General features: G+C 63.0%; 24 protein-coding genes and 1 other RNA gene. 16 read left to right on the plus strand and 9 right to left on the minus strand.

The annotated features are described in order from the left end of the window. The first annotated feature begins 23 nt into the window (after positions 1–23). Genes rph through hemW form a run of 4 tightly spaced genes read left to right on the plus strand, consistent with a single transcriptional unit; the run spans position 24 to position 3,056 of the window. Positions 24–755 carry a ribonuclease PH gene (rph, locus tag AC0GUR_RS18370; RefSeq protein WP_472878949.1) on the plus strand — a complete coding sequence of 244 codons (732 nt, stop codon included), beginning with the start codon at positions 24–26 and terminating at the stop codon, positions 753–755. A gap of 8 nt (positions 756–763) precedes the next feature. Next, positions 764–1,276 (plus strand): GNAT family N-acetyltransferase, encoded by a 513-nt coding sequence (locus AC0GUR_RS18375; protein WP_472878950.1) that lies wholly within the window; start codon positions 764–766, stop codon positions 1,274–1,276. A 3-nt stretch (positions 1,277–1,279) separates the two neighbouring features. After that, on the plus strand, positions 1,280–1,879 hold the full coding sequence (gene rdgB / locus AC0GUR_RS18380) for an RdgB/HAM1 family non-canonical purine NTP pyrophosphatase (protein WP_472878951.1): 600 nt from the start codon (positions 1,280–1,282) through the stop codon (positions 1,877–1,879). A gap of 10 nt (positions 1,880–1,889) precedes the next feature. After that, a complete protein-coding gene (gene hemW, locus AC0GUR_RS18385) occupies positions 1,890–3,056 on the plus strand; it encodes a radical SAM family heme chaperone HemW (RefSeq protein ID WP_472878952.1) in 1,167 nt (388 codons plus the stop codon). Between the two features lie 27 nt (positions 3,057–3,083). On the opposite strand, the gene AC0GUR_RS18390 is transcribed toward hemW, so the two are convergent. The 7 genes from AC0GUR_RS18390 to AC0GUR_RS18420 all read right to left on the minus strand — a co-directional run bounded on the left by AC0GUR_RS18390 (position 3,084) and on the right by AC0GUR_RS18420 (position 9,888). After that, on the minus strand, positions 3,084–3,731 hold the full coding sequence (locus AC0GUR_RS18390) for a hypothetical protein (protein ID WP_472878953.1): 648 nt from the start codon (positions 3,729–3,731) through the stop codon (positions 3,084–3,086). 10 nt (positions 3,732–3,741) lie between these two features. Beyond that, the gene (locus AC0GUR_RS18395; RefSeq protein ID WP_472878954.1) at positions 3,742–4,248 is read right to left on the minus strand and encodes a nitrous oxide reductase accessory protein NosL; all 507 of its coding nucleotides are present in this window, start codon (positions 4,246–4,248) and stop codon (positions 3,742–3,744) included. Continuing rightward, entirely contained in the window at positions 4,245–5,081 is an 837-nt protein-coding gene (locus AC0GUR_RS18400) for an ABC transporter permease (protein ID WP_472878955.1), read from the minus strand. The genes AC0GUR_RS18395 and AC0GUR_RS18400 overlap by 4 nt, the downstream gene beginning before the upstream one ends. Continuing rightward, complete coding sequence (locus AC0GUR_RS18405; RefSeq protein WP_472878956.1) at positions 5,078–6,016, minus strand: ABC transporter ATP-binding protein; 939 nt, start codon at positions 6,014–6,016, stop codon at positions 5,078–5,080. The genes AC0GUR_RS18400 and AC0GUR_RS18405 overlap by 4 nt, the downstream gene beginning before the upstream one ends. Further along, on the minus strand, positions 5,997–7,241 hold the full coding sequence (locus tag AC0GUR_RS18410; RefSeq protein ID WP_472878957.1) for a nitrous oxide reductase family maturation protein NosD: 1,245 nt from the start codon (positions 7,239–7,241) through the stop codon (positions 5,997–5,999). Before AC0GUR_RS18410 ends, AC0GUR_RS18405 begins: the two co-directional genes overlap by 20 nt. An 8-nt stretch (positions 7,242–7,249) precedes the next feature. After that, on the minus strand, positions 7,250–9,364 hold the full coding sequence (locus AC0GUR_RS18415; protein ID WP_472878958.1) for a 4Fe-4S binding protein: 2,115 nt from the start codon (positions 9,362–9,364) through the stop codon (positions 7,250–7,252). Positions 9,365–9,456: 92 nt separating this feature from the next. Further along, positions 9,457–9,888 carry a c-type cytochrome gene (locus AC0GUR_RS18420; protein WP_472878959.1) on the minus strand — a complete coding sequence of 144 codons (432 nt, stop codon included), beginning with the start codon at positions 9,886–9,888 and terminating at the stop codon, positions 9,457–9,459. A 244-nt stretch (positions 9,889–10,132) separates the two neighbouring features. On the opposite strand from AC0GUR_RS18420, the gene nosZ reads away from it, so the two are divergent. The 9 genes from nosZ (at position 10,133) to cydX (ending at position 21,266) form a co-directional block, all read left to right on the plus strand. Continuing rightward, a complete protein-coding gene (gene nosZ, locus AC0GUR_RS18425) occupies positions 10,133–12,085 on the plus strand; it encodes a TAT-dependent nitrous-oxide reductase (RefSeq protein WP_472878960.1) in 1,953 nt (650 codons plus the stop codon). 68 nt (positions 12,086–12,153) lie between these two features. Next, on the plus strand, positions 12,154–13,251 hold the full coding sequence (locus AC0GUR_RS18430) for an FAD:protein FMN transferase (RefSeq protein WP_472878961.1): 1,098 nt from the start codon (positions 12,154–12,156) through the stop codon (positions 13,249–13,251). 91 nt (positions 13,252–13,342) lie between these two features. Next, a complete protein-coding gene (locus AC0GUR_RS18435; RefSeq protein WP_472878962.1) occupies positions 13,343–15,616 on the plus strand; it encodes a DUF1631 family protein in 2,274 nt (757 codons plus the stop codon). Then, positions 15,613–15,972, plus strand: a complete 360-nt coding sequence (locus AC0GUR_RS18440) for a PilZ domain-containing protein (protein WP_472878963.1) — start codon at positions 15,613–15,615, stop codon at positions 15,970–15,972. Before AC0GUR_RS18435 ends, AC0GUR_RS18440 begins: the two co-directional genes overlap by 4 nt. 646 nt (positions 15,973–16,618) lie before the next feature. Then, positions 16,619–17,941: a Xaa-Pro dipeptidase gene (gene pepQ, locus AC0GUR_RS18445; RefSeq protein WP_472878964.1), complete on the plus strand. Its 1,323-nt coding sequence runs from the start codon at positions 16,619–16,621 to the stop codon at positions 17,939–17,941. 222 nt (positions 17,942–18,163) lie between these two features. Beyond that, positions 18,164–18,406 (plus strand): cytochrome oxidase putative small subunit CydP, encoded by a 243-nt coding sequence (cydP, locus tag AC0GUR_RS18450; RefSeq protein WP_472878965.1) that lies wholly within the window; start codon positions 18,164–18,166, stop codon positions 18,404–18,406. Beyond that, positions 18,403–19,983: a cytochrome ubiquinol oxidase subunit I gene (locus tag AC0GUR_RS18455; protein ID WP_472878966.1), complete on the plus strand. Its 1,581-nt coding sequence runs from the start codon at positions 18,403–18,405 to the stop codon at positions 19,981–19,983. The genes cydP and AC0GUR_RS18455 overlap by 4 nt, the downstream gene beginning before the upstream one ends. 10 nt (positions 19,984–19,993) lie before the next feature. Continuing rightward, entirely contained in the window at positions 19,994–21,124 is a 1,131-nt protein-coding gene (cydB, locus tag AC0GUR_RS18460) for a cytochrome d ubiquinol oxidase subunit II (protein WP_472878967.1), read from the plus strand. Between the two features lie 16 nt (positions 21,125–21,140). After that, the gene (gene cydX, locus AC0GUR_RS18465; protein ID WP_472878968.1) at positions 21,141–21,266 is read left to right on the plus strand and encodes a cytochrome bd-I oxidase subunit CydX; all 126 of its coding nucleotides are present in this window, start codon (positions 21,141–21,143) and stop codon (positions 21,264–21,266) included. Between the two features lie 1,175 nt (positions 21,267–22,441). Here cydX and AC0GUR_RS18470 read toward each other — a convergent pair. Both AC0GUR_RS18470 and AC0GUR_RS18475 read right to left on the minus strand, forming a co-directional pair. Next, positions 22,442–23,752, minus strand: coding sequence for an aminopeptidase P N-terminal domain-containing protein (locus AC0GUR_RS18470; RefSeq protein ID WP_472878969.1), 1,311 nt, complete (start codon positions 23,750–23,752; stop codon positions 22,442–22,444). Beyond that, positions 23,749–24,312 carry a UPF0149 family protein gene (locus tag AC0GUR_RS18475; RefSeq protein WP_472878970.1) on the minus strand — a complete coding sequence of 188 codons (564 nt, stop codon included), beginning with the start codon at positions 24,310–24,312 and terminating at the stop codon, positions 23,749–23,751. Before AC0GUR_RS18475 ends, AC0GUR_RS18470 begins: the two co-directional genes overlap by 4 nt. Positions 24,313–24,414: 102 nt before the next feature. On the opposite strand from AC0GUR_RS18475, the gene AC0GUR_RS18480 reads away from it, so the two are divergent. The 3 genes from AC0GUR_RS18480 to ssrS all read left to right on the plus strand — a co-directional run bounded on the left by AC0GUR_RS18480 (position 24,415) and on the right by ssrS (position 25,164). Continuing rightward, positions 24,415–24,654, plus strand: a complete 240-nt coding sequence (locus AC0GUR_RS18480) for a TIGR02449 family protein (RefSeq protein ID WP_472878971.1) — start codon at positions 24,415–24,417, stop codon at positions 24,652–24,654. Next, positions 24,647–24,970, plus strand: a complete 324-nt coding sequence (locus tag AC0GUR_RS18485) for a cell division protein ZapA (protein WP_472878972.1) — start codon at positions 24,647–24,649, stop codon at positions 24,968–24,970. Before AC0GUR_RS18480 ends, AC0GUR_RS18485 begins: the two co-directional genes overlap by 8 nt. 7 nt (positions 24,971–24,977) lie before the next feature. After that, positions 24,978–25,164: non-coding RNA, 6S RNA (gene ssrS / locus AC0GUR_RS18490), on the plus strand. Positions 25,165–25,205 lie beyond the last annotated feature (41 nt).

The raw sequence follows: 25,205 nt of genomic DNA on the forward strand, positions 1-25,205 counted from the left end.
CCCAATCCTAAGGCCTGCACCCGATGACCTCCCCCAGCCGCCCCAGTGGCCGCGCCAGCGACCAGCTGCGCACCGTCACCATTGAACGTCACTACACCCTCCACGCCGAAGGCTCGGTGCTGATCAGCTTTGGCGATACCCGCGTGCTGTGCACCGCCAGCATCGAAGACCGTGTGCCGCCGTGGCTACGTGGCAAGGGTGAAGGCTGGATCACCGCCGAGTACGGCATGCTGCCCCGCGCCACCCATACCCGCATGCAGCGTGAAGCAGCGCGTGGTGGCCAGGGTGGCCGCACCATGGAAATCCAGCGTCTGATCGGCCGCAGCTTGCGCGCCTGCGTGGACCGCCAGGCCCTGGGTGAACGCGTCATCACGCTGGACTGCGACGTGCTGCAGGCCGACGGCGGCACCCGTACGGCAGCCATTACCGGCGCCTACGTGGCCCTGGTCGATGCGGTGAACCTGCTGATGAAGCGCGAGAACCTTCGCCGCAACCCGGTGGTGGGCGCCGTCGCCGCCGTGTCCGTGGGCATCTACCAGGGCATGCCGGTGCTCGACCTCGACTATGCCGAGGATTCGAGCTGCGACACCGACATGAACGTGGTGATGAATGACGGCGGCGGCTTCATCGAGGTACAGGGCACCGCGGAAGGCCATGCGTTCCGTCGCGACGAGATGGATACCCTGCTCGGTCTGGCCGAGAAGGGTATCGGCGAACTGGTCGCCGCCCAGCGCGCCGCGCTCGAGCAGGCCTGATCTTGCCGATGTTCCGTACTTGCCTGCCCTGCCCCAGTGATCTGGAATCCGTGCTCGCCGTGCATCGCGCGGCTTTCGGGCGCGACGACGAAGCGGAGCTGGTGCGTCGCTTGTGCAAGGCCGGCGACAACGCCTGCGAGCTGATGGCCGAAACCGAAACGGATGTGATCGGGCACGTGATGTACTCACCCTGCCGTGTCGAACAAGGCGACGACGGCCGCGTGCTTGGCCTCGCACCGGTGGCTGTGTTGCCGGCATGGCAGGGGCAAGGCGTGGGTACGGCTCTCGTCAAGGAGTCGCTCGATGCCATGCGCGCCGAAGGGCGCGTGCGTGCCGTCGTTGTCCTTGGCGAGCCCGGCTATTACGCGCGTTTCGGGTTTACCCCCGCATCGAGCGCCGGGTTGCACGATATCTACGGCGGCGGCGATGCCTTCATGGTGTTGGCGCTGCGGCCCGGTGGGCTGGACGGTTACCAGGGCCGTGTCGATTACGCCCCCGCTTTTGACCTTCTTACGGATTGACCGATGACACGTATCGTTCTGGCCAGCAGCAACCCCGGCAAGCTGACCGAGTTCAACGCACTCCTGGCCGACAGCGGACTCAGCTTCGTGGCGCAGTCGGCGTACGATGTCAGTGACATCGAAGAAACCGGTCTCACCTTCGTGGAGAACGCGCTGCTCAAGGCTCGCCACGCGTCGCGCATCAGCGGCCTGCCCGCGCTGGCCGACGATTCGGGCTTGTGCGTCGAGCATCTGCGCGGTGCGCCGGGCCTGTATTCCGCGCGCTACAGCGGACGCCATGGCGACAATGCCGCCAACAATGCACGCCTGTTGCGTGAACTGGACGGCGTGCCGACCGAACAGCGCGGAGCGTTCTTCATCTGCGTACTGGTGTTGCTGCAGCATGCCGATGATCCGGCACCGCTGATCGCCGAAGGTCGCTGGCATGGACACGTACTCACCGAAGAGCGTGGCACGCACGGCTTCGGCTACGACCCGCTGTTTCTCCCCGAGGGCGAAACGGTGAGCGCCGCCGAGCTGGCGCCCGGTCTGAAGAATCGCATCAGTCACCGCGGGCGGGCGCTGGCTCAGCTGCGCGCCAGCCTGGAAACACCGCACTCCTGAGCGTTATGTCATGCCCCTGATCGCGCCACCGCTGTCGCTATACGTCCACATGCCGTGGTGCGTGAAGAAGTGCCCGTACTGTGATTTCAATTCGCATGGCCTGCGCGGCGAGCCGCCGCCGTACGCGTCGTACGTCGATGCGCTGCTTGCCGACCTTGACGCCGACCTGCGCGATTTTGGCGCTGCCGCTAGCGGACGTTCGGTGCACAGCATCTTTTTCGGTGGCGGCACACCCAGCCTGTTCGCCCCCGAACTGATCGACCGCTTTCTCGAAGGTGTGCGTGCACGCCTGCCATTGGTCGACCGGGCTGAAATCACCCTCGAAACCAATCCAGGCACGGTCGAACATGGCCGTTTCGACGGCTACCTGGCGGCCGGCGTCAATCGGCTATCGTTCGGCATCCAGAGCTTCGATGATGAGAAGCTGCGGCGACTGGGCCGCATCCACTCGGCCAACGAAGCCGAAGCGGCGGTGAAGTCCGCCCAGGATGCTGGCTACGCCAATATCAACCTCGACCTGATGTACGCCCTGCCCGAGCAAACTCTGCAAGGTGCCGAGGCGGATGTCGCGCGCGCCATCGCACTGCAGCCAACGCATATCTCGCATTACCAGCTCACGCTGGAGCCGAACACCGCTTTCGCCGCCAACCCACCTCCGCTGCCCGATGACGATCACGCGTGGGCCATGCAGGAGAGCTGCGAGCAGCAGTTGGCCGCGGAAGGCTATGGCCAGTACGAGATATCGGCCTATGCGCAAGCCGACCGCCGTTGCGCGCACAACCTCAACTACTGGCGCTTTGGCGACTACCTGGGCATCGGCGCCGGTGCGCACGGCAAGCTGAGCGACAGTGAATCCAGCCAAGTCCTGCGCCGCTGGAAAACGCGACATCCCAAGGCCTACCTGGCCGCGCCGGGAGGCACCGAGCGTATTGGTGGCGACAGCTCTGTTGCGTCGAACGAGCTGCCATTCGAGTACATGCTCAATGCGCTGCGCCTGATCGACGGCGTACCCATGGCCGACTTTGCTGAGCGGACGGGCTTACCCGCCGAACGCATCGCCCCGGCCCTTGCAGCAGCCCGCCAACGCGGCTGGCTCATTGATGACCCGGCGCAGCTGCGCACCACCCCGCTCGGGCAGCGCTTCCTCAACGATGTGATTTCCAGCTTCCTCGATTAATCCCGGATGCCGGCTGCTGCGCCGTCCTCAAACCAAACCAAGGGTCGGCGACTGCGCCAACGCATCAAGTAGCGCGAGCACGAGCTCCTGTTCGGCTCCCCCCGCTGGCAACGCGACAGGATTGGCGACCACGGAGCCATCAGGCAAGTGCACGTGCACGTTGCCTTCGATCCCCGGATGGTCAACGGGCGCGGTATCTAGTCGCCACGCCTCGCCCGCCCATTGCCATTCGAGTGACCAAGCCTCAGGCGTCACCATGCGTACGAGCACATGGACACCCGACGCGCCTTGAAACGAGATCCCGTCGTGATGCAACTGCATGCCTCCGGCGAAACCCTTCGGCAGGGACGGCCGCAACGCGTGCGCTAGCGCTGCCAGACCAGAGCGCGATGGTGGCACCTGCTTGCCACCATTGGCCACCCTGCATCGCCATTCAAGAGTTTCCCGCAGCGCGTGTTCGCGCTGGCCGATCAACTGCACGGCAAGCCAGACATCGTAGCCAGGATGCTCCGGCAATGGCCCTTCGCGTACTGCGGCAAGCATGTCATCGGCGTCGCCGCAGCTTGCATCTTCAAGCAGTCGCTTGCGCAGCTCGCGCAGCTCGAACATGCGTCGCGATACATCTGCAATGGCTGTCGCTGTTTTGGGTTCCACACCTTCAAAAAAAGCGTTCATAGGTTCTCCGTCACATACCCATATCGCCGCCGGCGGCGCCATCCAGGCGCACCATCTCCGGCGTGATCTGCGCGCAGGTCAATACGTCTCCGCCGAACTGATGGGCAAAGGCTTCTGCATCGGCGCGCTCAGCAAAACTGGCCAGGGTGGGGCCCATGCTTCCGCTGCGGCGCGCGCCACGCACGTAGGTGGCCTTGGTCGCGTCGATCCAGTTTCCTTGCGGGTGTTCCCAATCCGCATGCGCCATGTCCTGCGTGAAGGCGCCCGACATCGCGCGCACCTGTTCCGGGTGCAGAAGCATCGACAGCAGCTCCAGCGTGTCGCAGAAGTACACGGTCTTGCCGTCCGCGTAGCGGATCTGCCCCTTGGGGCCGGGATAGTCCGCCAGCGTCATGCCATCGAGCTCGCAATGCGCGCCAGCGCTCGGCTCAACCGGTCCCAACGTAGCGGTCTGTTGCGTGCATGCAGCCAACATCACCATGAGAAGACCAGGAACGAAACGTCGAATCGAACTCATCGAAACCTCCAAAGCGCCACACCGAGCGGCACGACAATCCAGGCGACCAGCACGCTGTAGAGCGTGGCGGGCGCATTCCATCCTTGCGCGATCAAGGTGCCGAGTCCGAACGAGCTGCGCAGCGCATCAGCACCGAACACGTTGATCACGCGAAACACATCGGCGGGGTTGAGCAGCAAGGCATACGGCGCCCAGGTAGACGCGCGACTACCCGCCGACGCCACCAGCACGCCCAGCAGCGACAGGTCGAACACCAGCACAAAGCCAAACCACAGCGCGATCGCCGCACCGGTAGCGCGCGTGCGGTCGCGCGCCACCGTCGACACCAGCACGGCCAGACTGAGGAAGGCCAGACCAAGCATCAGCGCGCTGCCCACAAAACGCAGGTAGATCACCACTGATGCCCCGTCCATACCCTGCGCCAGTGGCACCAGCGCGGCACCAAAGCCGGCCAGCGTCGCCATGGACAAGGCCGCCGCCAGCCCCAGGTATTTGCCCACCAGCAACTCGGCACGCGTAACTGGGAGCGACAACAGCAGATCGAGCACGCCACGCTCGCGTTCGCCCACTACGGCGTCGAAGCCCAACAACAGCGCAATCAACGGCACCAGATAAATAGCGAGACTGGTCAGGCTCGCCACCGTGGCGGCGGCACTGCGCAAACCCACCACGCCCGACTGAGCACCACCGAAATAGGCAATCAGCAGTGCGAAGCTGGCGAACACCAGCGCCACCGCGAGCACCCAACGATTGCGTAGCCGATCGCGCCACTCCTTGGCGGCAATCGCCGCCACCAGACGCCATTGCCAACACGACATCCCCGGTCGATTCATGCCGCACGCTCCGACATCGCCGCGCTGCGTTGATGACGCAGAAACACATCCTCAAGGGTTGGCTCGGCCATCGTGTAGGCCGCCAACGCATCGGACAGATTCGCCAGCACATGCAGCAATGCCATGCGATCCGGCACCGCCACGGTCACCTCTACGACGCCGTCAGGAAACTGCTTGGGGATAAATCCCGCGCCCAGCAAGGCGCTCCTCACCCATTCGTGCGTGCCGTCCTTCGGAGTCACGATCCACCGAGCTGGCAAGCCCGCCGCGTCCGTGAGCTCTGCCACCGTGCCCTGCGCGACCAACCGACCACTGGCCATGATGGCGAGCCGATCCACCCGCGACTGGATCTCCGCCAGCAAATGCGAACAGAGGATGATGGCGGTCCCCTCGCGCCTTAGCTGCTGCAGCTCATCGTAGAACGCGTGAATGGCTTCAGGGTCCAGACCGTTGGTGGGTTCGTCCAGCAGCAACAAACGGGGCTGCCCCAGCAGCGCCTGCGCAAAACCCAGTCGCTGGCGCATGCCCTTGGAATACTCACGCACGGCGCGATGCATCGCCTGCCCCAGCCCCACGCGTTCCAGCAACGCCTTGCTGTGCGACGGATCGGCGGATTTCAGCCGCGCAAAGAATCGCAGCGTCTCCAGCCCCGAGAGGTTGTCGTACAACGCCACATGCTCCGGCAAATAGCCAATGGCCCGGCGCACCTCTCGAAATCGCCGCCCGCGGACCGGCTCGCCGAAGAGCAGGATCTTCCCTTCATCCGCGGCGATGATGCCTAGCATCATCTTGAACAATGTGCTCTTGCCGGCACCGTTGTGACCCGCCAGGCCAATGACCTCTCCTTCCCCGCAGGAAAGGCTGACGCCGCGTACCACGGGCGTGCCCGCATAGCGTTTCACCACGCCGTTTATTTCAACGACCGCTGCGCTCAAGCCACATACTCCAGTCGACATGATGGGGACGCATCGCCGGATGCGCATCGAAAATGGTGGCTACCCGCAACACCGGGAACTGCCGCGCCGCCAGGCCAAGCGCCTGCATCGCCGGGCTGCTGTCGAGCAGCTTGACGAAGGGGTAGCGCGATACCAGCCGGTCGGTAAGTTCGTTGGCCTCAAACGGCACGTCGCCGTAGCCATCCGCGTTGGCGTCCCAGCCCAGGTAATTGCTCCAGTAGTTGCCTTCGCGCTTGCCCCACTGCACATCGCGTGTGGCCACGTAGCTCACCTGCTGGATATTGCCGATGAAGTCGTTGCCGTCCACCTCGTTGTTGTACGAGCCGGCCCACAGGTGCACACCCACGTCGTTACCAACGACCAGGTTGTTACGCAAAGTGACGTACTCGGCGTCGTAGACGAACAGGCCGACACCATTGCCAGCCGAAATGTTGCCGGTAATCGTGGAGTCCTGAATGGTTCGCAGCATGATGCCGTGGCTGGCATTACCCCAGGCCACGTTGTTGCGCACATCAAGGTCACGCACCTCCATCAACGCCAGTCCACCGAGGTTGTGGAAGCTCTCATTGCCCTCCCACACGTTGTGATAGGAGTTCATGTAATGCGTGCCGTAGCGCACGTCATGGATGCGGTTGCCAATGAAGCGAGCGCGGTGCGACACATCCACGTAGATGCCATCGCGGGAGAAGCTGATGTGATTGCGGGCAATCGTCGCGCCTTCCGTGTTGTACAGCTGGATGGCATTGCCACGCTGCGACGAGAGCTTCTCGCGCATGCCAGTGATCAGATTGTCTTCGACGACCACCTCATTGCTCTTTTCGATCCACAAGCCGAACAGCACATGGGCGAAGTCGCACTGACGCACGACGGCGCGATGCGATCCCGGTTGAATATAGATGCCGGCGTTCTGTGCACCGAGGTCGTCGCCGCTGTCACGAACAATCAGCCCCTCGATGCGAACGTCTGGCGATGCCACGCGTATCACATCGCCCTGCCCGTCGCCGCTGATGCTCGGATGCCCAACGCCGACCAGCGCCAGCGGCTTGTCGATGCGCAGGTTCCCCACGTACTGCCCGCGCTGGATCTCGATGGTGTCGCCCGGTGAGGCCTGTGCGACTGCAACGTCGATGCGCTCGCCTGGATGCACCTGGATGGTCACCGCCCCTGCAGAAGCGGCGATCAAGCCAAGCACAAGTAAAGTCACCAGTCGTTTCATTCGATCAGCTTGATCGGAATGAAGTGGCCATCGCGACCGATCGGCGTCAACGGCTGACCCGCCTTGGTGCGGCGCTTGCGCTCGGCACTGAGCGGCGGACAAGCATGATCGTCGTGGTAGAGCACCATGCAGTCGAGGCATTGCATGCATTCGCTAGGGTCGATGCGACCTTTCGCGTCGATGGCCTGCGAGCCGCATCCGACCGCGCACGCCTTGCAGGTGGTGCACTCCGCCTTGCGCCGTAGACCGAACAGCCGGAACCGCGATGGCAGCGCCAGGGCAGCGCCCAGCGGACACAGGTACTTGCAGAACGGGCGTTCGATGAACATGGAGGCAGCGACCAGTGCCGACCAGAACAATACAAACGGCCAGCTGCGATGCCATACATGCACCATGAAGGTCGTCTTGAACGGCTCCACCTCGGCCATGCGCTCAGCCAGTGCCATGGAGTGGAACGAAGCCGCGACCAGCACCGCGAGTACGGCATATTTCATCCAGCGCAGGCGATGATGCCAGCGCGAAGGCAGGGCAAACTGCCAACGGCCCAGGCCCAGGCGACGGGCACCGCGATACAACAGCTCGCTCATGGAACCGTAAGGGCACAGCCAGCCACAGAACACGCCGCGTCCCCACAGCGCGATGGTGATTGCAATGAAGATCCAGAAGATAAAAATCAGCGGATCACTGAGGAACAAGTCCCAACGCCAACCCTCGAAGGGCGCGTGGATCAGCGTCAGCACCTGCACCACCGATGGTTGCGCCAGCTGCGTCACGCCGATGAAGGCAAACGCGATCACCCAGACGGCCATGTGCGGCCACAGGATCCACCGTTTGTCGTTGCGGCGAGAACGGGCGGCCCAACGCATATGCATCGCGTAGAACACGCCGACGAATAGCAAGACTGCAACGAAGGCGGCAATGGTGAAGGCTTTGGCCTTCCACAACTTCACCCAGGCGGGCGTCGGCTTCTCAATCGTGGGATGACCACCTTCCAGATAGCGCGCTGGCAGCCAGGACTCCGCATTGAAGTTGGCAAAATCCGCTGTGCCATGGTCGTCGGCGTGCTTGGACAAGAAGGCGAGTCGCCACGGATACGCTGCAGAGAACGAGGCACCACGCAAGATGAAGATGCCAGACTCGTCGTACGTTGGCACACCGGGAATGTCGATGTGATACAGATTGCGATAGTCACCGTCGCCAAACTGGTAGGTGTCGGCGTCTTGCGTGACCTGGATACGGTCGAACACACCGCCGCGTACAAATGCCGAGCCCTTGAACGAGCTGCTTCCGCTGTTGATGATGAAGATGGCGTGCTCACCAGGCTTCAATTCGGCCATCAGATGCTGATAGACCGATTCACCCAGCACCGCTTTGCCCAACGCAGGCGTGTCGAGATTGCCGAACCAAAGATCAACGAAGGGTCGGTCTGAACGCGGCTCGCCGACTTGGTCAGGCATCACCTTCAGATGTCCGACGCTGCCTTCCGACACAAGCCCCGCCCAATCAAGCGGTGCGGCGACGGACGTGAACCGCGCTTGCGGGCGTTCCACCGCATGGATCAAACCCACCTGGCGAGCGACCGCATAACTGCCGCGCCCCACCATCTGGTTTTCAGCCAGCACCGTCACCGTGGCGCCACTGATCGCGTCCATCGGCACATTGGTGCCGTCAGCTCGACCCAGCTCGAAATGCGCGCCAGCGAGCTTACCGGTGTACTGGGCAACGTAGCTCACCAGCTTTTCTTCAGGAATGCCGGCCAGCAGGATCGGTTCGCTGTGGCGGAGAATGCGCACACCCGTGATATGGCCCTGCGCATCCATGCCCACCAGCGTCACGATGGGCTTGCCCGAATAGCCCACGATGTCCGGCGTGGTGTCGGTGGAGAGGAACACATAGCCCACCACCTCATCGTGCCCGTTGTTCTGGCGAATGCCCTCCACATAGGGCGGTTGCCCCTTGCGCAACGAGAAACGCTCAGCCTGTGGCAACACACTGCCACATGGCGCGTACTGGCAGAGATCAGGGCTTGCGAACATCGCTGCCGGCAGCTCAGCCTCGTACGCACCAGCCCAGGCGCGGCCACTGCCAAGCAGCAGCCAGCACCCGATCATCAGAACGTATAGCCATCCATATCGATGGCTATACCGTGAAGCAGCGCCACGACCATGGCGCAAGCCTTCCCTGTCCATGACACGCTACCGCCTTATTGCGCTTTGCTGACCATGAAGTCGACGGCTGCCTTCACTGCCGTATCGTCCAGACTCGGATTGCCGCCATGAGCCGGCATGGCGCCCTTCTGCCCGCTGAACCCGTCAAGTGCGTGCGTGTAAAGCACGTCTTTGCCCTGTGCGATACGCGGCGCCCAATCGTCCTTATTACCGAGCACCGGTGCGCCGACGGCTGGGCTGCCGTGACACATCACGCAAGTGCCCTGGTACACCTTCTCACCCGGCGAGGGCTCGGCAGCAACAGCATCGGCGGCGGGTGCTGCACTGGGCTGGGCGGCCGGAGCCTCGACAGCAGCCGTCGGCGCCGACACTGCGCCATCGGCAGGAGCGGCCTTGTCGCCACCACACGCAACAAGAAGCATGGCAGCCGCAACCATTAGCGGACCGCCAACATGACTGACTTTCATCGAATGATTTCCCTGAGTACGGATGCGGGTCGTGCACGTGCAAGCGCTGGCTGCATGGGACGACACGAAGATGAGAGCAGCGGCAGTCTGATTTGACCTTGACGTGCGTCAGCACTGTGACAATCGGTACGGCCCGCAGAACGTGGAACCTTGATTCTTCCTGACCTGCATCAATTGCCTCGATGGAAGCGAATCCTAGAGTCCGCCACGTCCAACACCGACGCGACGACAGAGGGATGCGCAGATGAGCGGTAACGAAACCAAAGACGGCCAATCGATGGTCGATCCGAGTCGAAGGAAGTTCCTTGGCACCACGGCCATGGCAGGTCTGGCAGGCACCGGCGCGGTGCTTGGCCTCACCGCTTGCGGGTCTTCCCAGCAGCCGGCTGGCAACGCGCCGGCAGCTGCGGCATCGTCGGCCCCCGCGGGGCTGCCCGGCGGGCATCCAGAGTACGACGTGCCACCCGGCAAGCTGGACGCCTACTACATCATTTCCTCCGGCGGCCACTCCGGCGAAGTGCGTATCCTCGGCTGCCCGTCCGGCCGTACGATCAAGCGCGTCCCCGTATTCAATATCGACCCCATGGTGGGCTGGGGTATCACCAATGAATCGCGCGCCATCATCGGCACGCGCCCGGACGGCCAGCTCAGGTACTGGACGGGCGATACGCACCACGTGCACGGCTCGTACAACGATGGCACGTACGATGGCAAACATTTCTGGGTCAACGACAAGTTGAATGCCCGCGTAGCGCGTATTCGCGGCGACACGTTCGAAACCGACAAGATCGTCGAGCTGCCCAACGTCCAGGGCCAGCATGGCCTTTTCCCGGACAAGCGCGACCCGGTCGATGCATCGATCAACCACACCACGCGTGTGTTTGCCGGTGCCGAATTCCATATCCCCCTGCCAAACGATGGCCGCGATGTGGACTCCCCCGACAAGTACGGTTGCGTGTTCACCTGCATCGACGCAGAAAGCATGGAAGTGCGTTGGCAGTGCCGCATCGATGGCAACATGGACCTGGTCGCCACCAGCTATGACGGCAAGCTTGCCGCCTCCAACCAGTACAACACCGAGAACGGCATTCACTACGAGGACATGATGTCCGCGGAGCAGGATGCCTGCGTGTTCTTCAACATCGCACGCATCGAGCAAGCGGTGGCAGCCGGCAAGTTCACCACCATTGGCGACTCCAAGGTGCCGGTGGTGGACGGCCGCAAGGAAGCCAATGCGGATCCCAAGACCGCACTGACCTGTTACGTGCCGGTGCCCAAAAACCCGCACGGCGTCAACGCCAGCCCGGACGGCAAGTACTTCGTCTGCTCAGGCAAGCTTTCGCCAACCTGCTCGGTGATCGAACTAGCCCTGGTGCACAAGTGGTTCGATGGTGAACTGGCCAAGCCCCGCGACGCGGTGGTCGGGGAACCCAACGTGGGCCTGGGCCCCTTGCATACGGCCTTCGACGGTCGCGGCAATGCCTACACGACGTTGTTCCTCGACAGCAAGATCGCCAAATGGAGCGTCGATGGCGCTATTGCCCAGTTCAAGGGCGACACCAAGGCCAAGGTGATCATCGACATGATCGACGTTCACTATCAGCCCGGCCACGGTTACACCTCGATGGGTGAAACCAAGGAGCCCGATGGCAAGTTCTTCAACTCGGGCAACAAGTTCTCCAAGGACCGTTTCCTGCCGGTCGGTCCGCTGCACGTAGAGACGGAGCAGCTCATCGACATCACCGGCGACAAGATGAAGTTGATCCACGACCACTCGGCCGCTCCCGAACCGCATGACGCCATCATCGTGCGTGCCGACATCATCAAGACACGCCAGATCTACGACCTCAACGAGTTCCCCAATGCCGTCAAGAGCAAGGAGGAGAGCACGATTGAGCGCAACGGCAACAAGGTGCACATCCGTCTGATGTCGCAGGCGCCGGCGTATTCCATGCGCGAGTTCACGGTGAAGAAGGGTGACATCGTCACCATCACCCTCACCAACCACGACAAGGTCGAAGACCTCACCCACGGCTTCGGCATTCCGAAGTACAACGTGAACTTCATCGTCAATCCGCAAGAGACGAAGTCGGTCACCTTCGTCGCTGACAAACCGGGCGTCTTCTGGTGTTACTGCACGCACTTCTGCCATGCGCTGCACCTGGAGATGCGTTCCCGCCTGATCGTTCAATCGTAAGTGCCGTGGAGGGCCGTGAAGCGCCGCAGGGATCGCAGCGCTTCACGGCACAACCCAAGACCATCCCCATGCGACGCATCCTTATTGCACTGCTACTGGCCGGCTTCATTGCGGCCACCGTGTTATGGCTACGCCCTCAACAACCACTGGAGGGGGAGTACCTGGTGTTCGGCACTCGCGCTCGCATCCAACTGCGGGTTGCCGACCAGGAAGAAGCGCAAGCCGCATTGAATGACATCGGACGGCTCTTCGCGCACGACCACCAGAGCTGGCACCCATGGAATCCCAGCGACCTCACACGCCTCAACGACGCACTCGCCCAAGGACACTCGGCACGCGTCCCCGTCGATGTCGCCGATATGATCCGGCGCGCTCAGCAGGGTTATGAGCTGAGCGATGGATGGTTCAACGCCGCAGCGGGAAAACTGATCGGCGCCTGGGGCTTCCACACCAGCAAATATCCGGTGGAAACACCCGCGCCCACCGATGCGCAGGTGCACACCATGGTCGACACCCTGCCCACCATGCGCGATCTGCACGTAGCCGACGACGGCACCGTGTCGGCAAGCAATACCGCCGTGTCGCTTGACCTCAACGGCCTGGCCGAAGGCTATGCGGCCGGACAGGTCAGCCAGATACTAGGCAAGCACGACATCCAACACGCCCTGATCTACATCGGTGGCTTCGTGCTGGCAGTGGGCGACAACGAGGGCAAACCCTGGCGGGTTGGCCTCAACAGCCCTTCCGGCGTAATGGCCCAAGTAACCCTGCACGACGGCGAAGCACTTTCCTCGTCCGGCGACTACGTTCGCCACCGCGCCGCTCAAGGAGAAGGCGGCCACATCATCGACACACGTCAGGGTCGTCCGCAGCACGTGAGTTCGGCGGCCAGCGTGATCCTCAACGACCCGACCCTTGCCGACATGGCCAGCACCGCACTCATGGTGGCCGGGCCGGCCGGCTTTCGGCGCGCCACGGAACGCATGCATCTGGGCTGCGCCATGCTGCTGGGCCATGACGGCATACTTCGGATGACCTCGGGCATGCGTATCCGGTTGAGCGCCAGCGACGCGTCCACGCCGATGGAGGTACTCCCCGGCCCTGCTCTGGACTGCCAACCAGCTGACACCCGCCCACCCCAGGTCGTGATATCCGCGGACCTGTGACACAGCCTGCATAGATCTTCCATCTAGCCGATGGCAGTCCTGGCCCGGCCCGTTTAGAGTTCGCACCCGGGGGAATTCACAAAGGGCTGTCATGGATGTCGAACAGCAGGGTCGACGTCAGCCGTTTGCATTGGATCGGGGGGGGCGCCCCGACCATGCAGGCTGGGCGCCGCGCGCACGTCGACTGATCGAGGAAACGCACGCACTGTGCGCCAGCTGGCTGGAGACGCCGCTGCGCCTGTGCCTGGGTGATGCCGAGCAGCGGCTCTACGCGCACGCCGAACGTTCGCGCAATCATATCGAGCAGCAGCAGTGCCTGTTCTCGCGACAGATATTGCAACAACAACGCATGGCCCTGGAGCAGCGCTTCGAGGAAGGTGTGCGCCAGTATTTTGGCCGGCTCGGCACTACGCTCACGGAAGAGGTTGAGCACGAAGCCCTACGCCGTCCGTTAGAGTTGCTGGACCAGACCGAGCACGAGCAGACCATGGCGATCGATAAGCTGGTGGCGCGCGGCGAAGCGCGTCACGGCACGGCGCTGTTCGAACTGGGCTACCGTTTTGCCGTGCTGGTGGGCGAACCGCCGCTCGAAGGCGAGAACCTGCCGCTGGGTCCGCAGGCACTTGCGGTTGCCTTCCGCAACGCCACCACCCCCATGGACCTGCCGGTAGAGCACCAGCTGCTGCTGCTGCAGAGCTTCGACACCTCGGTGGTACTCAGCCTGTCGACGCTTTATGACACCGTCAACGAGCACCTGCGAGGCGATGGCATTCTGCCGCAGCTGCGCGCGTTTCCGGTGCTGCCACGCACGCAGGTGGACCGCCAGTCGCGCGCCGCGAATCCCGAAGCAGCCGCCGCTACCGCCACTGGGCAACCACCCGCTGCCGCGCCAATGCCTTCGACGCGCAGCGACAACATCGCGGTGCTCGACAACCTGCGCGAAATGCTGGCGCAGCACCGGGCCGGTCAGGGCGCACTGAATTACCAGTCGGGTGGTCGCACCGCGACGCCGGAAGAACTGCAGCTCGCGCTGGACGCTTTGCAACTGCATGTCAGCGATGTGGCCTCGCAGGCGCAACGCGAGCTGCGCAGTGCTCAAGCCTTGCGCGAAGAGCTGCTCACCCAGCTCAACGCCGGCAAGCCCGCAGGTGCCACACAGACGCATCTGAGCGATGAGCAGGGCGACACTGTCGAGCTGGTGGCCATGCTGTTTGAGCAGCTGGGCCATCAAATGGAGCGCAACAGCAATGCACATTCGTTGCTGGGCGACCTGCAACTGCCCCTGCTGCGCATGGCCGTGGCCGATCAGGGTTTCTTCAACCATCAAGAACACCCAGCACGCAAGCTGTTGAGCATGGTGGCCGAGGCCGCCAATGACTGGCTGGATGGCCCGGAAGGCGACGTCGACCGCTCCCTCGCCGCCAAGCTCAACCAACTGGTGGACCGCGCCCGCCGCGAACCACCCAGCACAGGTCTCTACACCAGCCTGCTGGCCGACATCGAGCATCACCTGGGCCTGCTCAATCGCAAGGCGCAGATCGCCGAACGCCGCCAGGTGGAAGCCATGCAAGGCCGCGAACGCCTGGAGCAGGCGCGTCATCGCGCCGCCGAACTGATGGCGCAGCGGTTTGCCACCTGCAACCCACGTGGCCTGCTTCGCACGTTGCTCGAACGCGCCTGGTCCGATGTACTTGCCCTCACCCTGCTGCGCCACGGCGAAGAGAGCGAAGCGTTTACCGCGCGGATGCGTGTCACCGACGAACTGCTCGGCCAGCAACCCGTGACCGACCGCAACCTGCTGCAAGCCGAAGTGGAATCGGGCCTGCAGCAGATCGGCATGCACGCCGAAGAAGCCGTGCAAGTGGCGCAACGCCTGCTGGGCATTCCAGCCCAAACGGCGACAGCCAACGACGCCACCACCACCGAACTCGCGCTCAAGCTCAAGCAGCGCCAGCGGCTGGGCGAACAGATCACTACTGATGCAACACCCGCCACGCCACCACCGGCACCGCCCCCGCTTGCACCGGAGTCGCAAGAGCAGCGCATCTACCAGCGCCTGCGGCAACTACCCTTCGGCACCTGGTTCGAATTTATCGACCCCGCGAACGGCCGCGTCTCCCAACGCAAGCTGGCGTGGTACTCGCCGGTCAACGGCCATAGCCTGTTTGTCACCCGACGCGGCATGCGTGGCGACGAAATGACCCTCGAGCAGCTGGCGCACGAAATGGCCTGTAGTCGCGTGCGCGAAGTGCCGCCCGTTCGCGAGAGCCTGTTCGACCGCGCCTGGCAGGCGCTAACCAACCAGCTCCGCCAGCTGACGCGCGCCCACCCGGCCCAATCACGCAACGGAATCTCCTCGTCATGAGCGAGAACATCGCCTCCATGGACCAGCGCCGCGCCCTGCGCAAGCGCGCCAACTTCACGGCCCTGGTCACCGACGTCATCAGCGGCCAACCCATCGGCCACCTGGGCAACCTCTCCGCCAACGGCATGCTGCTGATCAGCACCCACCCACCGCGCAGCGAAGCGATCTACCAGGTCAGCCTGGCACTACCCGGTTTGAGCAACCAGCCGCAGAGCATCGAAGTGGGCATCCAGGAGCAGTGGCACGAAGATGCGGCCAGCCCGGGACAGGTGTGGTCGGGTTATCGCATTGTGGCTATTGATGATGCGGACGCGGCGTTGCTGGATGCGTGGCTGGAGCAGCCGGAGAGGAATTGAGGGCTGTTCAATGCACCCGCGGCAAGTCTCGGTGGTGCCGGTATTTTTCCGTTTTTAGCCCTCCTCGCGATGGCGCGTTGCGGTGTAGCCGTACCGCTTGTCGGGCGATCGTGACGATCAGGGCTTCGTCAGCGCCAAGGTTTGTATTAATCACGACGCTACGACGACCTCGCTCTGGAGGCCATTTTCTTTGGGTTACTTTTCTTTTGGGCCAGCAAAAGAAAAGTGACTCGGCCTTCGGCAGAAGGTCGAAACGCCCGCCGCGCAGGCGGCACGCTGGCGGAAACACTAGATCGAGAGCGAAAGTCACTGGATGACTCGCTTCGCTCGCCCCTTCTGGGGCCGCCCTACGGGCGTTCTGCGCGCTTCGCGCTTGTCTCGCTTTCTCGGGGATGACGGTGAGAGGTGACAACGCGTTCTCGCGAGCACCCGTCCCCCTTCCGGGGCTCACCCCAGCCCTCTTTCCTCGCTCCTCAAAGCTGCGGCCGTCCATGGCCGCTCCCCGCGTGCCCCGAAGGGGAGAGGGAGAAAGCGCGCCAGATGCGCCCCCACCCGCCAAAACTGGCGATACCCCTCCCTCCGCGCGATGATGTCCCCTTCCCCACCCTGCCCGGCCCCCACGCCAGGCAAGCCGCCCGGAGCCACCATGCACGATCTTCTCGCCCCGCTTTATGCCCAGCACCTGACCACACTGCGCGCACGCGCCGACAAGGCGCTAGCGCTGGGCGGGTTCGATCATCTGGTGATCGCGGCAAGCATGCCGCTGCGCAAATACCTCGACGACCAGGATTATCCCTTTGTCGCCAACCCGCATTTCCGTCACTGGCTGCCACTGACGGACACCCCAGGCAGCTGGATCGTCTACACGCCCGGCCACAAGCCCAAGCTGATCTTTCTGCAGCCCAAGGACTACTGGCACGTCGTACCGGAAGCGCCACACGGTTATTGGGTGGAGCATTTCGATATAGAAATCGTGCGCAACGCCACCGACGCCGTGGACAAGTTGCCTGGTGCCCATACGCGCCGCGCCATCATCGGTCCCGAGTGTCCGACGGTGCCCGGTGCCGAAGCCAACAATCCGCAAGTCGTGCTCGACTATCTGCACTGGCATCGCTCATACAAAACGCCTTACGAATTAGAATTGATGCGCGAAGCGAGCCGCGTCGGCGCACGTGCGCATGCAGCGGCAGAACAAGCTTTCCGCGCAGGGGAAAGCGAATTCGGCATTCACCTGGCCTACCTTGCCGCCGCCAAGCAGATCGACGCCGAGTTGCCCTACGCAAGCATTGTCGCGCTCAACGACCATGGCGCCGTGCTGCATTACACGCACTTCGACCGCAAGGCGCCGCTGCAGAGCCGCTCGTTTCTGATCGATGCAGGCGGCAGCGCAGCTGGCTACGCCAGTGACATCACGCGCACCTACGCCGCTTATGGCCACAGCGAATTCCAGGCACTGATCGAAAGCGTCGATGCCGCACAACAGTCTTTTGTGGCGAAGGTACGTGCAGGCCAGAGCTACCCCGAGCTGCACATCCACGCACATCACGTGCTGGCCAACGTGTTGCGCGAGCACGGGGTGATCCGCATGAGTGCCGAGAGCGCAGTCGCCTCCGGCGTCACCTCCACTTTCTTCCCGCACGGCCTCGGTCACCCGATCGGGCTGCAAGTGCATGACGTTGCCGGTTTCCAGGCCAATGAAAGCGGCGGAACGATCGCACGCCCGCAGGGCCACCCCTATCTGCGCATGACGCGCGTGTTGGAGCCAGGCATGGTGGTGACGATCGAACCCGGCTTGTACTTCATCGACATGTTGCTCGAAGAACTGCGCGCGAAACCGGAGGCTCGCGAGGTCGATTGGGCCAAGGTCGACAGCTTCCGTCCCTATGGCGGCATTCGCATCGAAGACGACGTGGTGTGTACCGAGGGTGCGCCGGAGAACCTGACGCGCGACGCGTTTGCGCTGATCTGACCAAGCGCAATCGGCCGAATGATGCACCCCTCACCCCGGCTTCTGCCGGGGTGATCGTTTGGTACCGCGTCATTCCCACTGCAACAACGCCTACACGAACAAGCAACGCTGACGCCATCGATTTTAGGGACCTGCGGCCATGCACCGCTGCGTCAACCGAACGCACGACACCTTCACACGGGATGCGTATCCTCGCCCTCGTTATGGTAAGGGTCACAACGCATGGCCAATCTGTCTTCTGGCTCGGCATCACCCGTAGCGGCACCCATCGACTCACCACGACCGGTACTGCGCAAGCTCGCGCGTAAACTGATCCTGCTCGTGCTCGCCAAGATCGCGCTGCTCATACTGATCTGGTGGGTCGTCATTTCCTTTTACTCGCGTCCCGATACGCGTCCCGCCGCGATCGAGCATCTGCTCGCTCCGACGTCATCCTCTTCTTCTTCGCATGTGGATCACCCATGAGCATCGACCCTGATGTCGTCACGCTGTCACGCATGCAGTTCGCACTCACGGCGCTTTATCACTTCCTGTTTGTGCCACTCACGCTCGGCCTGGTGTGGATACTCGCCATCATGGAGAGCGTCTATGTCATGACCGGGCGCGAAGTGTGGAAGCGCATGACGCAGTTCTGGGGCGTGTTGTTTGGCATCAACTTCGCCATGGGCGTCGCCACCGGCGTCACCATGGAGTTCCAGTTCGGCATGAACTGGGCCTACTACGCGCACTATGTCGGCGACGTGTTCGGCACGCCGTTGGCTATCGAGGGCCTGATGGCGTTTTTCCTGGAGGGCACGCTGGTGGGCTTGTTCTTCCTGGGATGGAACCGCCTGTCGCGTACCGCCCATCTGCTGGTCACCTGGTTCCTCGCGCTGGGCACCAGCCTGTCCGCGCTGTGGATCCTGGTTGCCAATGGCTGGATGCAGAATCCTGTCGGCTCGGCGTTCAACCCGGAAACCATGCGCATGGAGGTCACCTCGTTCAGCGAGGTGTTCTTCAACCCTGTTGCACAGGCCAAGTTCGTGCACACAGTCAGCGCGGGCTATGTGCTGGGTTCCATGTTCGTGCTGTCGATCAGCGCCTGGTATCTGCTGCGCGGGCGCAATGTGGACTTTGCCAAGCGCTCCATGACTGTAGCCGCCAGCTTCGGCCTGGCAGCGGCGCTCTCGGTAGTGGTGCTCGGCGATGAATCGGGCTACGCCGTTTCCGAGAACCAGAAGATGAAGATGGCCGCCATCGAGGCCATGTGGGAAACCGAACCCGCACCAGCCTCATTCACTCTGTTCGGCATCCCTGATGTGGAGAACAGGACCACGCATTACGCAATACGCATACCGTGGGTGATGGGGTTGATCGGCACGCGCTCGATCGACACGCCGATTCCTGGCATTACCAACCTGGTGGATGAAACCAAGGGTCGCATCGACAACGGCATTCGCGCCTACGACGCGATGCTGGTACTGCGCGAAGACCGGAACAACGCGCAAGCCAAGGCCATACTGGCTGCACACGACAAGGACCTTGGCTATGCGTTGCTGCTGAAGCGCTTTATCGACGACCCCCGGCAAGCCACGCCGGAAGAGATCCAGAAGGCCGCCGACAGCACCATTCCCAACGTCCCCGTGTTGTTCTGGGCGTTCCGCATCATGGTGGCTTGCGGCTTCTATTTCATCGCACTGTTCGCCTTCTCATTCTGGCAAGCCAGCAAGCGTCAATTGGACAAGCGCCGCTGGTATTTGTGGCTCGCGCTTTGGAGCCTGCCGCTGCCCTGGCTTGCCGCCGAGCTGGGATGGATTGTTGCCGAGTACGGTCGCCAACCGTGGGCCATCGAAGGTGTGTTGCCCACAGCGCTTGGCGTGTCCAGCGTAACGACCGGCCAGGTGTGGACATCGCTGGGTGGCTTCGTGCTGTTTTACAGCGTGCTGGCAATCATCGATGCCGTGCTGATGCTGAAGTTCGCACGCAAAGGACCGGACGGCCTCGGCCTGTGGCCGCCCGCCACGCCCGAGCCCAACGCCACGATGGCGTCAGCCCACGCCTGAGGAGAACACCATGTTCGACTATGAAACCTTACGCGTGATCTGGTGGGCCCTGCTCGGCATCCTGCTGATCGGCTTCGCGGTGATGGACGGCTTCGACTTCGGCGTCGCCGCCTTGCTGCACGTGCTGGGCCGCACCGAGAACGAGCGACTGGTGCTGCTGGAAACCATCGAACCCACCTGGGAAGGCAACCAGGTGTGGTTCATCCTGGGCGGCGGCGCTGCCTTCGCCGCGTGGCCGGCGCTTTATGCGGTGTCGTTCTCTGGCATGTATCTCGCTATTTTTCTGGTACTGCTCGCCTTCATCATGCGACCGGTGGGCTTCAACTTCCGCAACAAAATCCACGATACGCGCTGGCGCAACACATGGGATTGGGTGCTCACCATCTCGGGTATCGTGGTGATGCTGATCACCGGTGTCGCCTTCGGAAACTTGTTCCTTGGCGTGCCGTTCGAGTTCGACGGCAACCTGCGCATGACATGGCACGGCAGCTTCTTCGACCTGCTGCACCCGTTCGCACTGGTCGCAGGCCTGGTATCGCTGACCATGCTGCTTGCCCACGGCACCTGCTGGGTGGCCTACAAGGCTGACGAAGCGATTGCCGAGCGCGCCGTGCTCGTGGGGCGCTGGGCCACGCTCGCCTATGTCGTGTTCTACGTGCTCGCCGGCATCTGGCTGGCCTACGGCGTGAGCGGCTACGCCATCGTGGGGCCGGTGGTTACCAATGGCGCGTCCAACCCGCTGTACAAGCAAGTGGCCCAAGGCAGCAGCTGGTTTGCCAGCTACATGCAATACCCGTGGTTCTGGCTCGCACCGGTGATCGCGGTGGTGGGCGCCATCGTTGTGCAGCTGAGCATCGGCAAGAAAGGCCTCATCTGCTTCATCGGCAGCACGGCGATGGTGATCGGCACGATTCTTTCCGCCGGCTTCGCACTGTTCCCGTTCCTGCTGCCATCCAGCATCGACCCACGCTCCAGCCTGACGGTGTGGGATGCGTCATCCAGCCAGGGCACGCTCGCGCTGATGCTGGGTGCCACGGTGGTGTTCATGCCGATCATCATCATCTACACCAGCTGGGTGTTTCGCGTGCTGCGCGGTCGCGTGACGCTGGAGCACGTAAGCCAGTCCAATCATCACTATTGAGAGAGGAAACGACGCCATGTGGTATTTCGCCTGGATTCTCGGCCTCGGACTCGCTTGCGCGTTCGGCATTCTCAATGCGATGTGGTACGAGGTGCACGCGACGGATGAGGAGCGTCAGCGGGAGGAGCGGAAGAGGCGTTGATTGAGGTGTGTTGACGGCGCCAACTGGTTCGCCCTTACCGCCATGGCGGAGCTTGTCGCGTCAAGGACGCTCTTCGCGCCATCTCCCCTTTTGGGGAGAGGATTGGGGTGAGGCGCCACTCTTGCCTCACAGTTTCATTAGCGCCGTTACCCCGATGCAGGCCGGGCTCCATGGCGTTATCGCTTAGTTGTCGCGCCACCGCGATCTGGCTCGCCTGCCGCGGGCTTCCGACCTCCTGCCGGAGGCCGGGCCACTTTTCTTTGCTTGCTCAAAGAAAAGTAACCAAAAGAAAGAGCACCCCCGCTTGGCGCTGGCCGGTGAAGCCGGCCAGTCCGTGAGGGGCGGCCGGGCTTTTTGACGGGGCTCTTGCCCCGGCGAAAAGGGATCGGCGTCCTCCCGATCCCCCTGTGGGCCTTTTCGTCCACCCTCACCGCCGCACAGAGGGCCCGACGATCAAGAGCAAAAGGCCAAGGGCCAACGCCGCCTTGTAGGAGCGCGCTGGCGCGCGACCGCAGCGTGTTGTCGTTGCCTCACCGATTGGCTTTCGCGCGTCCGAACCTTCGCGCTGGAACCTCACGTTGCGGTCGCGCACAAGTGCGCTCCTACAGAAAAGCCAGGACGCCATGTCGCAACTTCAGCCGCAGCTTTAAGCCCTCTTGGTATCGACGCGTTGCGGGGTAGCCGCAGTGTGGCGGCGCTGCGCCGGGCGCCATCCGGGCTCCGGACCCTTCAGTGCTTGTATTCCACGCCATGCAGAGCTCCTCAGGGCATCGGCGCGTTGCGGTTTAGCCGTACCGTGTGTCGGATGGATCGTGCGGTGCCGTTTACCGAGGCCTTCAAGGCTTGTATTCCACACGACGCTACCGGCGCTCTAAAGGCCGTTTTCTTTGGGTTACTTTTCTTTTGGGCCAGCAAAAGAAAAGTGACTCGGCCTTCGGCAGAAGGTCGAAACGCCCGCCGCGTAGGCGGCACCCTGGCGGGATCGCTAGGTCAAACGGCGAAAGTCACTGGATCCCCGCTTTCGCGGGGATGACGGTGAGGGAGACATGCGTTCTCGCGAGCACCCGACTAGGCCCCTTTCGAGGCCCACCCCAACCCTCTCCCCTGAGGCGAGAGAGCGCTAAAAGCGCAGTCCGCACAACGCCATGGTTCAACAGAACAACAACCAAAACCCCTCACCGCGAAGCCAGCAACCCCTCAATCTCGCTAGCTTCCTTCGGCACCCCGCCCGTCAACACTTCGTTCCCCTCACGCGTCACCGCCACATCATCCTCGATGCGGATGCCAATGCCGCGCCAACGCTCAGCCACCGAAAAGTCACCCGGCGGCACATAGATGCCCGGCTCCACCGTGACCACCATGCCCGGCTCCAGCACACGCGGCTCACCATCGACACGGTAATCGCCGACGTCGTGCACATCGAGGCCAAGCCAATGACCCGTTTTGGCGGGGAAGAAGCGCTTGTAGCTACCTTCGGCAATGGCGTCGTCAGCGCTCCCCTTTAGCAGGCCGAGCGCGCACAGGCCTTCCGTAATCACTCGAACGGCGGCCTGATGGGCCGCATTGAAAGCACGCCCCGGCAGCACTTCATCAATCGCTGCCAACTGCGCGGCGTACACCACTTCGTAAAGGGCACGCTGTTCACGGCTGTACTTGCCGCTGATGGGGAACGTGCGCGTGATGTCGGAGGCATAGCAGTCGACCTCGGCACCGGCATCGACCAGCAGCAAGTCGCCATCGCGCAAGGCTGCGCGATTCGCGGTGTAGTGCATCACGCAGGCATTGGCGCCACTGGCAACAATCGGCGGAAACGCAGGTACCGCGCCGCGACTGCGCATAACGCGCAGCACTTCCGCCTCCACTTCGTACTCATGCCGGCCAGCCACAGCGGCACGCATCGCGGCAAGATGCGCTTCGGCGGCGATCGATGCCGAGGTTTGCATCAGCTTCAGTTCGCCGCGCGACTTGTAGAGGCGCAGGTCATGCAGCAGATGCCCCAACGCCACGAACTCTTTGGGCACCACACCGCCGCCACGTAACTGGCGCAGACGGCGCATCCAGCCAAGGAGGCGTGCGTCAAATTCCGGTTCGCGGCCAAAGTGGCAGTACACGCGCGCCCTGCCCTCGATCATGCCGGGCAGGATGTCGTCGATATCGTCAATGGGGAACGCATCGTCCATGCCGTGCTCGCTCACCGCACGATCGGTACCGATGGATTCGCCATGCCAGCGCTCGCGCTCCTCGTCGCGCTCGCGACAGAACAGCACGACCTCACCATGCTTGCGTCCCGGCAGCAACGCGAGCACGCAATCGGGCTCGGGAAATCCGCAGAGATAGTGCAGATCCGAGTCCTGGCGGTACGGCCAGTTGGCGTCGGCGTTACGCACGCGCTCGGGGGAGGCGGCGATCAGTGCGACCGCGTCCTCGCCCGCCATGCGCATCAGCTGGCGACGGCGGCGGGCGAACTCCTCCGGAGAAATACTCAATGCACGGTGTCGCTGTTGGAAGAATTGCGGTTGGAGCACTCGGCGAACAGCAGCATCGCACCCATGCGCACGAACTCATGCACTTCGATCAGCGAGTCTTCGTCTTCGGCCTCGTCGCCAAATTCGAAAGAGGATGCCGCGATGGTGCCGAGATCCTTGAGGATCTCCTGCGCCTCTTCGGACAGCTTGCCGTGCATCTGGGCGCCGCCAAGGCCAAAGCCACCGAGGAAACCGCGACACCAATCGACCAGGGCATCCGCGCGCTCCGTCACCGGACGGTCGTCTGCCGGCATCAACGGCTCGAAGCCCAGCTCGGGATCGGCCAGTTCGGATTCGGTCTGCTTCACCAGGCGTTCCAACAGCGCCTTGTCGCCGGCGGAGGGTGTGGCCGCCTCGGCGTCCATGTGCAGCGCCTCCACCAGGGATTGCTTACCGATGCGGCCGCCGCCAGCCAGGAAACCGCACAGCGAGCCATGCAGGCCGCTGGCATCCTCCGCCAGTTGCAGCCGGGCGGCCGCGGCGTCCAGTTCGTCGTAGCCGATCAGCTCGTTCGCTGTCATGGCGTGGCTCCTTTCAAGACAATGCCCAAGTTTAATGCACTGGTTCCCGAAACGCCCCCGAGCCTGCTGCTTTCGGCGGGCCGCCTGCTATAGTCCCGGCCCATGAGCGCGCCCGATTCCGTGAAGCCAGACCCCGTCAAGCAAGAGCTTGCAGCCCTCGGCGAGCAGGTGGATCGTTTGCTCGACACGGTACGTCGCCTCACCGAGGAAAACCGCAGCCTCCGCCATAGCCAGGAACAACTGGCCACCGAACGTGCCGGCTTGATGGCACGCAACGAGCAGGCGCGTAGCCGCGTCGAGGCGATGATCCAGCGACTGAAGGCGCTAGAGACCAATGGCTGAGAACAGTGGAAGCAGCAGTGCCAACGAACCGGTCGCCCTGCGTCTGGTCGACCGCGAATTCCTGATTGCCTGCGCGCCGGAAGAGCGCGAAGGCCTGCTCGAATCAGCTGCCTACCTCGATCGCAAGATGCGCGAATTGCGTGCCAACGCCAAGGCACCGGGTTTCGATCGACTGGCCGTGCTGGCTGCCATCAGCGTGACACATGAGTTTCTCGCCTTGCGCAAGACGCACAGTGGTAGTGACCAGGGCGTGACCGAAGGTATTGCGTCGCTTCGTCGCAAGCTTGAAGCCGCCCTCGATGCCCACATAAAATAGTCCACGGCGTTATCTGCGGTGTGCGCCAGCACACTCTTACATTTGCCTTGTTCCTAAATACGGCCCCGGGTCGGCTTTTCATCGGTCGTTGTGCATGTCCGCCGCGTGCGGGAAGCCTTGAGACCATGTCGCCCTCCCACCTGATCCATCGTGGATCAAGGTCGTTCGGTGGGCAGCGGCATCGCGGTTAACGCCACCTTTTTCCCTCAACGCGCGGCGCCAGCTGGCGCCGCGC

Source organism: Dyella sp. PARNA 12/25 (assembly GCF_055702865.1).

Bases quoted from the DNA above. Each gene is read 5' to 3' on its own strand.
- rph (WP_472878949.1), top strand. From the start codon at position 24: ATGACCTCCCCCAGCCGCCCCAGTGGCCGCGCCAGCGACCAGCTGCGC.
- AC0GUR_RS18375 (WP_472878950.1), top strand. From the start codon at position 764: ATGTTCCGTACTTGCCTGCCCTGCCCCAGTGATCTGGAATCCGTGCTC.
- rdgB (WP_472878951.1), top strand. From the start codon at position 1,280: ATGACACGTATCGTTCTGGCCAGCAGCAACCCCGGCAAGCTGACCGAG.
- hemW (WP_472878952.1), top strand. From the start codon at position 1,890: ATGCCCCTGATCGCGCCACCGCTGTCGCTATACGTCCACATGCCGTGG.
- AC0GUR_RS18390 (WP_472878953.1), bottom strand. From the start codon at position 3,731: ATGAACGCTTTTTTTGAAGGTGTGGAACCCAAAACAGCGACAGCCATT.
- AC0GUR_RS18395 (WP_472878954.1), bottom strand. From the start codon at position 4,248: ATGAGTTCGATTCGACGTTTCGTTCCTGGTCTTCTCATGGTGATGTTG.
- AC0GUR_RS18400 (WP_472878955.1), bottom strand. From the start codon at position 5,081: ATGAATCGACCGGGGATGTCGTGTTGGCAATGGCGTCTGGTGGCGGCG.
- AC0GUR_RS18415 (WP_472878958.1), bottom strand. From the start codon at position 9,364: ATGATCGGGTGCTGGCTGCTGCTTGGCAGTGGCCGCGCCTGGGCTGGT.
- AC0GUR_RS18420 (WP_472878959.1), bottom strand. From the start codon at position 9,888: ATGAAAGTCAGTCATGTTGGCGGTCCGCTAATGGTTGCGGCTGCCATG.
- nosZ (WP_472878960.1), top strand. From the start codon at position 10,133: ATGAGCGGTAACGAAACCAAAGACGGCCAATCGATGGTCGATCCGAGT.
- AC0GUR_RS18430 (WP_472878961.1), top strand. From the start codon at position 12,154: ATGCGACGCATCCTTATTGCACTGCTACTGGCCGGCTTCATTGCGGCC.
- AC0GUR_RS18435 (WP_472878962.1), top strand. From the start codon at position 13,343: ATGGATGTCGAACAGCAGGGTCGACGTCAGCCGTTTGCATTGGATCGG.
- AC0GUR_RS18440 (WP_472878963.1), top strand. From the start codon at position 15,613: ATGAGCGAGAACATCGCCTCCATGGACCAGCGCCGCGCCCTGCGCAAG.
- pepQ (WP_472878964.1), top strand. From the start codon at position 16,619: ATGCACGATCTTCTCGCCCCGCTTTATGCCCAGCACCTGACCACACTG.
- cydP (WP_472878965.1), top strand. From the start codon at position 18,164: ATGGCCAATCTGTCTTCTGGCTCGGCATCACCCGTAGCGGCACCCATC.
- AC0GUR_RS18455 (WP_472878966.1), top strand. From the start codon at position 18,403: ATGAGCATCGACCCTGATGTCGTCACGCTGTCACGCATGCAGTTCGCA.
- cydB (WP_472878967.1), top strand. From the start codon at position 19,994: ATGTTCGACTATGAAACCTTACGCGTGATCTGGTGGGCCCTGCTCGGC.
- cydX (WP_472878968.1), top strand. From the start codon at position 21,141: ATGTGGTATTTCGCCTGGATTCTCGGCCTCGGACTCGCTTGCGCGTTC.
- AC0GUR_RS18475 (WP_472878970.1), bottom strand. From the start codon at position 24,312: ATGACAGCGAACGAGCTGATCGGCTACGACGAACTGGACGCCGCGGCC.
- AC0GUR_RS18480 (WP_472878971.1), top strand. From the start codon at position 24,415: ATGAGCGCGCCCGATTCCGTGAAGCCAGACCCCGTCAAGCAAGAGCTT.
- AC0GUR_RS18485 (WP_472878972.1), top strand. From the start codon at position 24,647: ATGGCTGAGAACAGTGGAAGCAGCAGTGCCAACGAACCGGTCGCCCTG.